This window comes from Cronobacter sakazakii (genome assembly GCF_000982825.1).
GTDB lineage: Bacteria > Pseudomonadota > Gammaproteobacteria > Enterobacterales > Enterobacteriaceae > Cronobacter > Cronobacter sakazakii.
Genome location: NZ_CP011047.1, coordinates 3395261 through 3408481, shown reverse-complemented (window position 1 = coordinate 3408481; position 13221 = coordinate 3395261). Strand labels below are relative to the sequence as shown.

14 protein-coding genes are annotated in these 13221 nt (G+C 57.2%); 6 read left to right on the top strand and 8 right to left on the bottom strand.

The window, feature by feature from the left end; translation table 11 throughout:
• Position 1: 1 nt before the first annotated feature.
• Complete coding sequence (gene purR / locus CSK29544_RS16235; protein WP_007891823.1) at positions 2-1027, bottom strand: HTH-type transcriptional repressor PurR; 1026 nt, start codon at positions 1025-1027, stop codon at positions 2-4.
• Positions 1028-1318: 291 nt separating this feature from the next.
• Here purR and cydH point away from each other — a divergent pair, with 291 nt between their 5' ends.
• On the top strand, positions 1319-1408 hold the full coding sequence (cydH, locus tag CSK29544_RS24360; RefSeq protein ID WP_015386754.1) for a cytochrome bd-I oxidase subunit CydH: 90 nt from the start codon (positions 1319-1321) through the stop codon (positions 1406-1408).
• A 262-nt stretch (positions 1409-1670) separates the two neighbouring features.
• Complete coding sequence (locus tag CSK29544_RS16225) at positions 1671-2837, top strand: MFS transporter (protein ID WP_012124921.1); 1167 nt, start codon at positions 1671-1673, stop codon at positions 2835-2837.
• Positions 2838-2905: 68 nt separating this feature from the next.
• Here the strand turns inward: CSK29544_RS16225 and CSK29544_RS16220 are convergent, their stop codons facing one another.
• Complete coding sequence (locus CSK29544_RS16220; protein ID WP_029038940.1) at positions 2906-3724, bottom strand: C40 family peptidase; 819 nt, start codon at positions 3722-3724, stop codon at positions 2906-2908.
• Between the two features lie 345 nt (positions 3725-4069).
• Here CSK29544_RS16220 and grxD point away from each other — a divergent pair, with 345 nt between their 5' ends.
• Positions 4070-4417, top strand: coding sequence for a monothiol glutaredoxin 4 (gene grxD, locus CSK29544_RS16215; protein ID WP_004385024.1), 348 nt, complete (start codon positions 4070-4072; stop codon positions 4415-4417).
• 70 nt (positions 4418-4487) lie between these two features.
• On the opposite strand, the gene rnt is transcribed toward grxD, so the two are convergent.
• The 5 genes from rnt to eptA form a co-directional block, all read right to left on the bottom strand.
• Positions 4488-5159 (bottom strand): ribonuclease T, encoded by a 672-nt coding sequence (rnt, locus tag CSK29544_RS16210; protein ID WP_007891820.1) that lies wholly within the window; start codon positions 5157-5159, stop codon positions 4488-4490.
• 95 nt (positions 5160-5254) lie between these two features.
• Positions 5255-5662, bottom strand: coding sequence for a lactoylglutathione lyase (gene gloA / locus CSK29544_RS16205; RefSeq protein ID WP_004385022.1), 408 nt, complete (start codon positions 5660-5662; stop codon positions 5255-5257).
• Between the two features lie 92 nt (positions 5663-5754).
• Entirely contained in the window at positions 5755-6852 is a 1098-nt protein-coding gene (locus CSK29544_RS16200; RefSeq protein ID WP_029038939.1) for an alkene reductase, read from the bottom strand.
• 74 nt (positions 6853-6926) lie between these two features.
• Positions 6927-7508, bottom strand: coding sequence for a TetR/AcrR family transcriptional regulator (locus tag CSK29544_RS16195; RefSeq protein WP_007891818.1), 582 nt, complete (start codon positions 7506-7508; stop codon positions 6927-6929).
• A 64-nt stretch (positions 7509-7572) separates the two neighbouring features.
• Positions 7573-9201 (bottom strand): phosphoethanolamine transferase EptA, encoded by a 1629-nt coding sequence (gene eptA / locus CSK29544_RS16190; RefSeq protein ID WP_007891817.1) that lies wholly within the window; start codon positions 9199-9201, stop codon positions 7573-7575.
• Positions 9202-9405: 204 nt separating this feature from the next.
• On the opposite strand from eptA, the gene CSK29544_RS16185 reads away from it, so the two are divergent.
• The 3 genes from CSK29544_RS16185 (at position 9406) to sodC (ending at position 11192) form a co-directional block, all read left to right on the top strand.
• On the top strand, positions 9406-9645 hold the full coding sequence (locus tag CSK29544_RS16185) for a DUF1289 domain-containing protein (RefSeq protein WP_007891815.1): 240 nt from the start codon (positions 9406-9408) through the stop codon (positions 9643-9645).
• A 52-nt stretch (positions 9646-9697) separates the two neighbouring features.
• Positions 9698-10594, top strand: coding sequence for an aldo/keto reductase (locus tag CSK29544_RS16180; protein ID WP_007891813.1), 897 nt, complete (start codon positions 9698-9700; stop codon positions 10592-10594).
• A 79-nt stretch (positions 10595-10673) separates the two neighbouring features.
• Positions 10674-11192, top strand: a complete 519-nt coding sequence (gene sodC, locus CSK29544_RS16175) for a superoxide dismutase [Cu-Zn] SodC (RefSeq protein ID WP_004386100.1) — start codon at positions 10674-10676, stop codon at positions 11190-11192.
• On the opposite strand, the gene CSK29544_RS16170 is transcribed toward sodC, so the two are convergent.
• A complete protein-coding gene (locus tag CSK29544_RS16170) occupies positions 11185-13218 on the bottom strand; it encodes an FUSC family protein (RefSeq protein ID WP_007891810.1) in 2034 nt (677 codons plus the stop codon). The two genes, sodC and CSK29544_RS16170, sit on opposite strands and share 8 nt — an antisense overlap.
• Between the last annotated feature and the right edge of the window lie 3 nt (positions 13219-13221).

Here is a 13221-nt window from a genome sequence, read left to right as displayed (position 1 = left end):
ATTAACGGCGATAGTCGCGGAACGGGCCGTCCGCCACCGAGCGGCGTTCGATCAGGCGCGGATGCACCTCAATCGTCTGCGACTCTTCGCGCTTATTCACGATGCGGTCGAGCAGCATATTGAACGCGGTCTGGCCGAGCGTTTCTTTTGGCTGATGGATAGTCGTCAGTGCCGGGCTAAAGAAACGCGCGTTGCGTACGTTGTCGTAGCCGATGATCGAAATATCCTGCGGTACGCGCAGGCCCATCTCATCGGCGGCGCAGATAGCGCCCATCGCCATAATATCGCCGCCGCAGAACACGGCAGTCGGGCGCTGCGGCTGCGAGAGGATCTGCTGCATCGCGCGGTAACCGGATTCCGGCTCGAAATCGCCCTGCACGATCCAGTTTTCCGGCACTTTAATGACCGCTTCTTCCAGCGCTTTCATAAAGCCTGAGAAACGCCCGACGCCGGTGTTACGCTCAAGCTGCCCCGGAATCACGCCAATATCACGATGGCCGCGCTCAATCAGATAACGCCCGGCGAGATAACCGCCCTGGAACGCGTTATCTATAACCGAGTCCGTAAAATCGGCTTTCGCTTCACCCCAGTCCATCACCACCATCGGGATATGACGGTACTCTTCAAGCGTGGAAAGCAGCGGCTGCGGGTATTCCGAACACATCACCAGCAGGCCGTCGACGCGCTTTTGCGCCATCATCGACAGATACGCGCGCTGCTTTTCCAGGTTGTTATGCGCGTTGCCCAAAATCAGCGTATAGCCTTTGGCGAAGCAGCTGTTTTCAACGGCTTCAATGATTTCGGCGAAATAGGGCGCTTCGCTACTGGTCGCCAGCAGCCCGATAGATTTGGTGTGATTCACCTTCAGGCTGCGCGCCACGGCGCTTGGCGAATAGTGTAATTCTTTGATAGCCGCCCAAACCGCATTGCGCGTCTCTTCCGCCACAAAACGGGTTTTGTTAATCACATGTGAGACTGTTGTTGTGGAAACGTTGGCTCGCTTCGCGACGTCTTTAATTGTTGCCATTAATAATCACTCCAGACCCCTGGCTGAGCCGTGTAAAATCACGGGTTAATCGTTTGCCTGTACACACCCCTGACTGCCGCGAGGAGAGTGCGGCATGCCGGGAAACGCGACATTTTTCGTGAGGAGGGGTCGATGGCCGGTACCGAATAAAGTAGCGACGAATTTTGGCTTATCTTTATCGAAAGGGGAAGAGGGAAAACGCATATCTGGTTAAATGTCGCAGGATTTTTCGGCCCGTTTATGCAAAAATGCGCACTACCTGATTTTTATGGGGTCTTTAAGGAGAATACCATGAGTACCGATCTGAAATTTTCGCTGGTCACGACGCTGGTTGTACTGGGCCTGATTGTGGCGGGCGCATTTACCGCCATTCTGCATTAAGCGACAGGCGGGAGCGCACCTGTTCTCCCGCTTTCTTAAACTTTTCTTGCGTTTAAGCGCCGATTCCCCGCTGTTTTCTTTCTTTTTCCCGTTATTCCCTTTAGATTCGCTAATAACAATGAGCGCGTGTTCTTAACAGCTGCGCAATAATATTTTGCTGTTTTTGTCCCTTATCTTTTCTGATTGCGAGTGTCATCCTTTTCTGCATCCTGCTGTAACGTCGGGCGTTCCCGGCGCTGTTGTACAATTTCTGGAGCAATGAATGAAAGTCAATTTTCCGTTACTGGCACTGGCTATCGGTGCTTTTGGCATTGGCACGACCGAGTTTTCCCCGATGGGGTTGTTGCCGGTAATAGCGAACGGCGTCAACGTCTCCATTCCGGCCGCCGGTATGCTGATTAGCGCCTACGCGGTCGGCGTGATGGTAGGCGCACCGCTGATGACGCTTTTACTGTCGCACCGCGCACGGCGTAGCGCGTTGATTTTTCTGATGGCGATTTTTACGCTCGGTAACGTGCTGTCAGCACTGGCACCGGATTATATGACGCTGATGGCCTCGCGTATCCTCACCAGCCTTAACCACGGCGCGTTCTTCGGGCTCGGCTCGGTGGTGGCGGCAAGCGTGGTGCCAAAGCATAAACAGGCGAGCGCCGTCGCGACGATGTTTATGGGCCTGACCATCGCCAATATCGGCGGCGTGCCGGCGGCCACCTGGCTTGGTGAAACCATCGGCTGGCGAATGTCGTTTCTGGCGACGGCCGGTCTTGGCCTGGTGGCGATGGCGAGCCTCTGGTTTTCCCTGCCAAAAGGCGGCAGCGGCGAGCGCCCGGATGTGAAAAGCGAACTGGCCGTGTTGATGCGCCCGCAGGTGGTGAGCGCGCTGCTGACGACGGTGCTCGGCGCGGGCGCGATGTTTACGCTCTATACCTATATCGCGCCTGTGTTGCACCACATCACTGACGCCAGCGCGGCGTTCGTCACCGCCATGCTGGTGCTGATTGGCGTCGGGTTTTCCATCGGCAACTATCTGGGCGGCCGCCTGGCGGACCGCTCGGTGAGCGGCACGCTGAAAGGCTTCCTGATGCTGCTTATCGTCATTATGGCGGCTATTCCGTGGCTTGCGAAAACGGAAATCGGCGCGGCGGTGAGCATGGTGGTATGGGGGGCTGCGACTTTCGCGGTAGTGCCGCCTCTGCAGATGCGCGTGATGCGTGTCGCCAGCGAAGCGCCGGGCCTGTCGTCATCGGTGAATATCGGGGCGTTTAATCTCGGTAACGCGCTTGGCGCGGCGGCGGGCGGGGCCGTTATCCATGCGGGCTTCGGCTATAGCGTAGTGCCAGTGATGGGCGCGCTGATTGCCGCACTCGGCCTGCTGCTGGTGCTGATCTCCAGCCGTCGCGAAGCGCAAATGGCGTGCAGCGCTGAATAATCCATGCTGCCATATAAAAGAAAACGGAGAAGGGTGACCTTCTCCGTTTTTTTGTGAGGATAAATCGATTAACGAATAGTGCGCGGCGTCATCACCCGGCGCGCGCCGACATAGTGACGCTGCCAGTAATCTTCGCTCAGCGAGGTTATCTGGATTTCCTGGCCGCTGCGCGGTGACTGAATAAATTTGCCGTTGCCGACATAGACGCCGACGTGATCGGCGGTGCCACGGCCCTGAGTGCGGAAGAACACCAGGTCGCCGCTTTCCAGCTCGCCACGGTTAACCGGCGCGGCGTCGCGCAGGTGATACATTTCGTTGGCGGTGCGCGGAATGCGGAATTTCACCAGATCTTTATAGGCATACCAGACGAGGCCGCTGCAGTCGAAACCGGTACGCGGCGACGTGCCGCCCCAGTGGTACGGCTTGCCTATCTGGTTCATCAGCTTGTTCATGGCGGTGGTCTGGGCTTTCTTCACGCGCGCTTTGTGTGCGTCGGCAATCGTGAGCGGCCCGTTCACGCATTTGGTTTTGCGATTTTTTCGTGTTTTGGCACAGGTCTGCGCGCTCAGGCGGTTGCTGGCCTGTTTGCCAGAAGTGGTGGAAGGGCTGCGGGAAGCGGTTTTACTGACGGAAGAGGTGGTTTTGCTGGTGCGTTTTGCGGTGCTGTTTCGCTTCTCGCTGGCGGTTTTCGCCGTTTTGGTTTTCGTTGCGTTGTTACTTTTCTTGGCGGTTTTTGTGCTGGTTTTCTTTTTCACCGTACTGGAGTGCGCTTTTTGCACCTTCGAGGCGCGCGTCTGCTCCGACGCCTGCGCGAACGGTGCAAAAGCCAGTGATGAAGTCATTAATAAAGCACAGAGCGTGAGAGCAATTTTTGTTTTGCGCGCCACTGAGCATTCCCCTGCATAAAGCCGGCAATCATGCCAACGGATGAATTTTAAGAGCTTGCTGATTCTAATCTAAAAAAATGACCAAAGTTAAGCAGCAAATCGTCTTCTGAACGTAGTTTCGTTAACCGGCGCACTCTTTTTCGCCAGTTGCCGCTGCGCCGACGCGCATTTTAGCGCGCCTTCTCAGAGGAGAATATCGGCAGCTTACAGAAAAGTGTTATTATTTGCTTCTCTTTCACCACGGCACGGCACCGGGCTTAAGCGCAAGATTATGCATTTTCGGGACGCTCCGGAGCCGCTACAATGTAAAGCTAACGCCGTAATGACGCTTGAGGAAGTAAGACAATGAGCACTACGCTTGAAAAAATTCAACGCCAGATCGCTGAAAACCCGATTCTGCTGTACATGAAAGGCTCCCCGAAACTGCCGAGCTGCGGCTTCTCCGCACAGGCCGTACAGGCGCTCTCTGCCTGCGGCGAGCGTTTTGCGTATGTCGATATCCTGCAAAACCCGGATATCCGTGCAGAACTGCCGAAATACGCTAACTGGCCGACCTTCCCGCAGCTGTGGGTGGATGGCGAACTGGTCGGTGGCTGCGATATCGTTATCGAAATGTATCAGCGTGGCGAACTGCAGACGCTTATCAAAGAGACGGCGGCGAAATATAATTCGGCAACGCCGGACGCAGAGTAATCCCGTCGCGCGTTATCGCGCAGACAAAAAAGCGGCCCTGAGAGGCCGCTTTTTTTTGCGCTGCGTTAGCTTATTCGCCGTCCTGCGGCGTCGTGTCTTCTGCGGCGAGCGGCGGCACCGGCCAGCCGCCCAGACGCTTCCAGCGGTTAACGATTTCGCAAAACAGCAGGGCGGTTTGCTCGGTGTCGTAAAGTGCCGAATGCGCCTGGGTGCTGTCAAACGGCATGCCCGCCGCGATACACGCTTTTGCGAGCACCGTCTGGCCAAGCGCCAGCCCGCTTAATGCCGCGGTGTCGAACGTCACAAACGGGTGGAACGGATTACGTTTGAGCGACGCGCGCTCGGCGGCCGCCATCATAAAGCTGTGATCGAACGTGGCGTTGTGCGCCACCATAATCGCGCGGTTGCAGTTACTCTCTTTCATGCCCTTGCGCACCATTTTAAAAATGGCATGCAGCGCGTCATATTCGCTGACGGCGCCGCGCAGCGGATTGTGCGGATCGATACCGTTAAAGGCCAGCGCTTCCGGCTGAAGAATCGCGCCTTCAAAAGGCTCAACGTGAAAATGCAGTGTTTCATCGGGGGTGAGCCAGCCGTCAGCATCCATTTTCAGCGTCACGGCGGCGATTTCCAGCAGCGCGTCGGTTTTGGCGTTAAAACCGGCGGTTTCCACATCGATGACAACAGGGTAAAAGCCACGAAAACGGTCGGACAGACCGGTCAGTTGAGCGTTATCGGACATCAGCGTCTCTTAAGTTTGGGGAATTAAAGCAGCGCGCATTATGGCAAATTTCACGACGGGATGCAGCAAGGCGGGCAGAACGCCCGCCGGAGGGATCAATTGCCGAGGCCGCGACCCGCGTCTTTCTCTTCGATAAGTTCGATTTTGTAACCATCCGGATCTTCAACAAACGCGATAACGGTGGTGCCGCCTTTGACCGGGCCCGCTTCACGGGTGACGTTGCCGCCGTTGTTGCGGATGCGCTCGCAGGCTTCTGCGGCGTTATCAACGCTGATGGCGATATGACCGTAAGCCGTGCCGAGCTCATAGCTCTCCACGCCCCAGTTGTAAGTCAGCTCGATCACCGCTTCTTCGCTCTCCGGGCCGTAACCAACAAACGCCAGGGAATATTTGTATTCCGGGTTTTCACTGGTGCGCAGCAGTTTCATGCCGAGTACGTTGGTGTAGAAATCGATAGAGCGTTGCAGGTCGCCAACGCGCAGCATGGTGTGAAGTAAGCGCATAAGATCCTCTTAAATAAAACGGCTTGTGATAATGCTTTTGGGTGAAACAGGATTTTAGTATAGCGGCGGAAGGCCGCCGCTATCAATTTGGATCACAGGGTGGGGTAATCGATGTAGCCTTCCGCGGCGCCGCCGTAGAACGATTCCGGGCGCTGCGGGTTAAGCTCCGCTTTTTTACGCAGACGCTCAACGAGATCCGGGTTAGCGATATAGTCGCGGCCAAACGCCACGGCATCGATAAGCCCTTTCTGGATCAGCGCTTCCGCTTTCTCACGGGTGTACGCGCCTGCGCCGATGATGGCGCCATCGAAACGCTCACGCACTTTCTGGCGGAATTCGTCAGTGTAAGGCACGCCGCCCGCCCAGTCCGGCTCGGACATATGCAGGTACGCAATGCCGCGCTTGTTCAGCTCTTCGATGAGGTACAGCGCGTCAGCTTCTTCGTTCGGGCCGTTATCCACGTTCTGGAAAGAGCCAATCGGCGACACGCGAATACCGATGCGATCGGCACTCCACTCTTTACACACCGCATCGACCACTTCCAGTACCAGACGCGCGCGGTTTTCCACGCTGCCGCCATACTGGTCGGTGCGGTGGTTAGAGGACGGCGACAGGAACTGGTGCAGCAAATAACCGTGGGCGGAGTGCAGCTCTGCCATATCGAAACCGGCGTCGCGCGCATTGCCGACCGCCTTGCGAAAATCATCTACGATGCCCGGGATTTCGTGCGTTTCCAGCGCGCGCGGCGTGGTGGTGTCGACACGGATAGCTTTGCCGTTTTCATCACGCAGCGACGTACGGGTACCGGAGTTAATCGCAGAAGGCGCGACCGGCGCTTCGCCGCCCGGCTGAATGCTGCTGTGCGAGATACGGCCGGTGTGCCACAGCTGAACGGCGATGCGGCCATCGGCCCCGTGCACCGCAGCCGTGATTTTCTTCCACGCGGCGATCTGTTCCTCGCTGTGCAGGCCCGGCGCGCCCGCGTAGCCTTTGGCCTGCGCGGAAATCTGGGTGGCTTCGCTGATGATAAGCCCGGCGCTGGCGCGCTGGCGGTAATACTCCGCCATCATCGCGGTTGGAATATCGCCCGGTTCGATGCTGCGCAGGCGGGTCAGCGGGGCCATGAATACGCGGTTAGGGGCGGTAACAGCGCCCACTTTCAGCGGGGTAAACAGCTTTTCGTCTTGCATAGTCACTCCTGAGTAGACCGGTCGTCTTGTAATGAGCGAAATAAAAAAGCGCTGCCTTGCGGCAGGCGCTCTCTTCAAAGGATTTCTTTAACGTGCGCCAGCGCGTTTTCGAGCGGCGCGCCGCTGCGCGACACTTTGGCCTGCAGGCTTGCGCCAAGCCAGAGCACGTATAACACCTGCGCCCGCTGTTGCGCGCTACCGCTGAAGGTCAGCGCCTCTGCATCGCGGCCGCGCTCAAGCGCCTCTGCCAGCAGGGCGATGACCTGCGCCGCACCTTTATCAAGCGCGCCGCGCATATCTTCCGACAGATCGCACACTTCCGCAGAGAGCTTCACGGTCAGGCAGCCCATCATTTTGCCCGTCTGGCAGTAATGGTGAAGCGTCTGTTCAAACCAGTCGATTAGCTGCTCGCGCGCCGGGCCCGCCGGGTCGAAGTGTTGCTCAAGGCATGCCTGATACCGGGCGTAGTGACGCTCCAGCATCGCCACGCCAAACGCCTCTTTCGAGCGAAAGTAGTGGTAGAAGGAGCCTTTCGGTACGCCCGCGGTTTTTAACAGCTCGCTTAATCCCATGCCGGTAAAGCCGCGTTGCAGGCAGAGCTGCTCGCCGGTGGCAAGAAGATGTTCGCGCGTGTCGTGTTCAGGTGTTCGGTTCATACAATCCAATCTAATAGACCGGTCGGTCTAATGCAAGTCGCCTTAATGAAAACCGCCAGAAACGTTAATTTTTCCGGCAGGCGCTAAGCATATCCTCCTGCGGCTGATAAAGCGAAGTCTGGATATTCATGATGCCCAGCACCGTTGAGAAGAGATTATCCTGAGACACCTCATCCGTCGCCGCGCGTTTGCCGAGACAGGCTGTATCGACGCCATACTGACGCGCGTAATCGCCGGAGAGCCAGAACAGCATCGGAATGTGTGTCTGCTGCTCAGGGGCCAGCATATACGGCGCGCCGTGCAGATAGATGCCATTCTCGCCGAGCGATTCGCCGTGGTCTGAAAGATAGACCAGCGCGGTGTTCATGGTGTCCTGACGCTTACGCAGCGCATCTATGGTGCGGCTCAGGACATCGTCGGTATACAGAATGGTGTTGTCATACGTGTTAATCAGCGCCTGGCGGTCGCAATTCTGGATTTCATTGGTGTCGCAGGTCGGCGTAAAACGGCGAAAATTATCCGGGTAGCGGCGGTAATAAGCCGGGCCGTGGCTGCCCATCAGATGCAGAACAATCACAGAGTCCTGTTTCACGCCATCCAGGATATTATCGAAACGCCACAGCAGCGCGTCGTCGAGGCAGGAGCCCTCTTTACACAAATCGTTAAGCTTCCATTCAGTCATGTCTGTATGTGGAATGCGGTTACAGGCCCCTTTACAGCCGCCGTCGTTATCACGCCACAGCACATTGACGCCCGCATGCGCCAGCACGTCCATCAGCCCCTCCTGATGATGCGCAAGCCCGGCATCATAATGCGCCCGCGGCATCCCGGATAACATGCAGGGCACGGACACCGCCGTTTCCGTGCCGCAGGAAGTGGCGTGTGGATAGAACACCACGCCCTGTTTTTTAAGCTGCGGATTGGTCTCGCGCTCATAACCGCCAAGCGAATAGTTCTGTTCGCGGGAGGCTTCGCCAATCACCACCACCAGCACGGTTTTTTTCGCCTGCTGGCGGATCACCGGGCCTTTTTTGGCGTCTTCGCCGATGCGCACCAGCGTCTGGTCGCCCGCAAAATACCGTGAATGGGTATATTTTACGATGCCGCTGATGTAATTGGGCGGCGTCACCATTTTGGCGATGTTTTTATTGTTGCGAAACAGCGAGGCGTAGTCTTTATAGAAGAGGGACGCCACCAAAATGATAATCAGCAGGCTCGCGAGAATGCTGACCAGACGGCGCAGTGCAGTCCACAGCAGACTGCCTGAAATCACTTCAATGCGGCTAAACAGTAATGCAGGCACCACACCCGCGATAAGCAACCAGCCGATTAGCTGGGGCGTAATCAGCGCTCCGGCCTCCTGGGGATTGGTCTCGAAGATATTGACCATCATGTTCTGGTCAATCACGGCACCGTATGTATACATAAAATAACTGCTGGCGGCAGAGCCAAACAGCAAGATAACCAGTACGGGTTTACGCAGCCAGGGCACATTGATAATGCTGAAAATGACCAGCCAGGCGCAGAACAGCACCAGCGGTACGCTTGCAGCGAAGAGGATATCGTGAAAATGATGCGGTGCGATAATCGTCCAGCAGCGGGCGATAAACAGCGCATTTATCAGGGTGAAAAGCAGGGCGCTAAAAAGGTTAAAACGTAAATCGCTCCAGCGCCATTTTTTAATCATTGCCATCAGTAAGCTCCATTAATGATGACATCAGTGTAAGACGTAAAGATTAGTTAAACCTTAATCCGTTTTTAAGAGTGGGAGCTGGAGAGTAAACGGCAGGTCAACAATAAAGGAATGAGGATGATAAATCGGCGTGATAACAGGTCGACTTGCAACCCGACGCCGTTCAGGCTTCAATTGTAACTATCATGTTAACGAGGAATCGTTGTGGCCGAGCAGCTTGAGTTTTTCCCCGTTCCCAGTCCGTGCCGTGGGATCTGCCAGTCCGATGAACGTGGCTACTGCCGTGGCTGTATGCGCAGCCGCGACGAGCGTTTCAACTGGCAGAAGATGAGCGATTCGCAAAAGCAGGAGGTGTTGCGCCTCTGCCGCCAGCGTATGCTCCGTAAGCTGCGCGCCACTCGCCCCGATCCAGACGTAGAACCACAGCAGCCTTCACTGTTTTAACCGCGTCGCTTGCGTATAATCGCCACAATTTTCCTTTCTGAGGTAAGTACTTATGGTTGAGCGTATTCTTATGGCACCCCAGGGGCCGACATTTTCACGTCTGGTGATGGGGTACTGGCGTTTAATGGAGTGGAACTACTCCGCCCGCGAGCTGGTCGGGTTTATTGAGCAGCATCTGGAGCTTGGGATCACGACCGTCGATCACGCGGATATTTATGGTAATTATCAGTGCGAAGCGGCGTTTGGTGAGGCGCTGCGTCTGGCACCGCATCTGCGCGACAAGATGGAAATCGTCACCAAATGCGGTATCGCCACGACCGCGAAGCCGGAAAACGTGATTGGTCATTACATCACCGAGCGTGCGCATATTGTGCAGAGCGCCGAAAACTCCCTGCGGCATCTGCATACTGATGTGCTGGATCTGCTTCTGATCCATCGTCCCGATCCGTTGATGGATGCCGATGAGATTGCCGAAGCATTTCTTGAGCTGCATAAAAGCGGCAAAGTGCGTCACTTTGGCGTTTCTAACTTCACGCCTGCGCAGTTCTCACTGGTGCAGTCGCGTCTGCCGTTTACGCTCGCCACCAATCAGGTTGAGATTTCGCCAGTACATCAGCCGCTGCTGCTGGACGGAACACTGGATCTGCTTCAGCAACTGCGCATTCGCCCGATGGCCTGGTCATGCCTGGGCGGCGGGCGGCTGTTCAGTGATGAAAGTTTTGCGCCGCTGCGTGCCGAGCTGCATCAGGTCGCAGAAGAGACGGGCGCGCAGACTATCGAGCAGGTCGTTTATGCATGGGTGATGCGTCTGCCATCGCGCCCGCTGCCGATTATCGGCTCGGGGAAAATCGACCGCGTGAAAAGCGCGGTGGGCGCGCTGTCGCTTGAAATGTCTCGCCAGCAGTGGTTCCGCATTCGCAAGGCCGCGCTCGGTTACGACGTGCCCTGACAGCCAGATTCCCTCCATTCCGGTGAAATTCATTACCTTGTTATAGACTTAACGGGAATCACCTGAAACTGGAGGGAATATGAAGCGATTAACACTGGCGGCGATGGCGCTGCTCGTATGCGGTGCCGCGCAGGCCGCCAGCGAAGAAGTGGAACTACACCTGGTGACTGACAAAGGCGTAGGTCAGTCCGTCGGGATGGTCAAAATCACTGAAACCGATAAAGGTCTGGAGTTTGCGCCCGATCTTAACGGTCTCCCGCCAGGCGATCACGGGTTTCATATTCATGCCAAAGGCAGCTGCGAACCCGCCATGAAAGACGGCAAAATGGTCGCGGCAGAAGCCGCTGGCGGTCACTTCGACCCGCAAAATACCGGTAAACATGCCGGGCCGGAAGGCGACGGACATTTAGGTGACCTGCCGGTGCTGGCGGTGAACAACGACGGCAAAGCCACCGACCCGGTGACCGCACCGCGCATCAAAAAGCTGGACGAAGTAAAGGGCAAAGCGCTGATGGTACATGTCGGCGGCGATAACCTGTCCGATCATCCGAAACCGCTGGGCGGCGGCGGTGCCCGTTACGCCTGCGGCGTTATTTAATCACTTGCCGGGCGTTGTCCTCCTGCGGTGAGGGCGACGCCTGTTCCAGCTGTGACAGCGAACACCACAGGCGCCAGATAATGCCCGCCAGCCGCCGCGCGTCTGGCTGATGATGGCGCGCAAGCGTAAAGCTGATGCGTTCAAGCTCGCCGAGCGCCGCGGCCAGCGGCCGCTGGCGAACCCCTTTAACGCTCATCACATCCCGCAGCGTTTCGATGCAGATATCACGCACCTGCGAGAGCGGGTCAGCGCGGGTTTCCCATTCGCGCAGTTGCCAGACCACGTGCGAACAGTTGAGCAGCACTACGCCCCACCGCAGCAGCCAGCGACGGGTGGCGTCGTCTTTACTGTTGCTAAGCTGACTGATGTGATGATAAACCAGCGATTCAAACGCCGCTTCACCGCGCTGCGGAACGCGGCTGAGCTGATCGATAAATCCGCGACGAAGAGCGCGGATATGGCGCAGCCCCTTACGCCGGTCAGAGCCGGGCCGAAGTACGGCGAATGCCACCCAGCAGAATGCCACGCCGCAAATCTTCGCCAGATTATCATTCAGAAAATCCGCCAGATCGTAAACCGGCGGGTTCGTCACCGCGATAAACGAGCCCATAAAGACAATCAGCTGTCCCCACAGCCCCGCAAAGCGCGGCTGTTGTAGCTTCAGGAGCTGCATCGTGGTCAGTAGCGGGAAGAGAAACAACAGAAACTGCCAGAGATCGGTCACTTGTACCATCAGGCCGAACTTCACCACAAAGCTGAACAGCGTCAGCAGTAACAGCGTGCGCAGCAGCAGGTTGAGCGAATTATGCGGCGATGGTGAGGCGGAATAGAGCACGCAGCTTATCGCCGCCAGCGTCAGCGCGCCGCTGCCCGACTCCCAGCGGGTGTTAATTGCCCAGGCACCAATCAGGGCGATCACGCAAAAGGTACGAAGCGCACTCCACAGCGCCTCGGTGTTATCGGTATGGCGCGCCAGCGGCGGGGCGGCTGGCACGCTTATCGTGTCGTCGGGAATGGGGGTATCAAGCCTGGCAATCCAGCGCTGACAGTTCATCCAGACGCGGCAGAAATCGCGCAGCCGCAGCCAGAATGCCTGATGGCGAAAATCACTGTTTTCATCAGGAGCGAGTGCGACCAGAAGGCGCGCCACCCGCAGCGGGCAGGGCTTCGGATGGCCGAGCTCTTCAAGCAATGCATCAAGCCCGGCCCACAGGCTTTGCGGCGGCTGTGGCCAGTTCATCAACAGGCGGCGCAGTCCGGAGATATAGCTGGTCAGTCGCAGTTGCTGGTGCAGCAGATAATTCAGCAACTGGTTCTGCTGGCGGATACGGTAATGGCTCCAGAACGCCTGAATGCGCAGCACGTTGAGCGTCAGCACCTGCGTAATCACGCCCTCATGGGCGGTGCGGATGGCGTCGGTGGTTTGCGGTTTCCACAGCAGGCTGGCGTGCTCCAGCAGACGCGCCTGCATTTTGCGCAGCGCGCCGAGAAACGTCACGCTGTCAGGCTGGCCCGGCATCACCATCATCATCAGGCCACCGCACAAAATGCCGACGATCACTTCGCAGACGCGCGACTGGGCGATATTCCAGAGCTCTGTGGTTTCAACCGTGTTGACCAGCGGAAAAGCGATGATGGCGGCGGTATATCCGGCAAGCTGAAAGGCGTAGGCGGCGTTGTTATGAAAATAGCCCGAAACCCAGGTGCAGAGCGCGAGCCACAGCGCCATTGCCCAGGTGAATAACCACGGATCGTTAAGTGTATGCCCGGCGATAATGAGCGCGGCGCTGGCTCCAATCAGGCTGCCAGCGATGCGTCCGAGACTTTTGCTGATAACGCCGCCCACCGTCGGGAAACTCACCACGGCGGCCGAGGTCATCGCCCAGTAGGGCTCGTCAAGTTCCAGCACGTAGGCGATAGTCAACGCAAGCGACATCGCGATGCCGTTGCGCAGCGCGTAGCGCCACTGCGCGGGCGTCGCTTTGCCCCACGGGGATCGCTGCCAGGTGAGCCATTCGAGATTCATGAG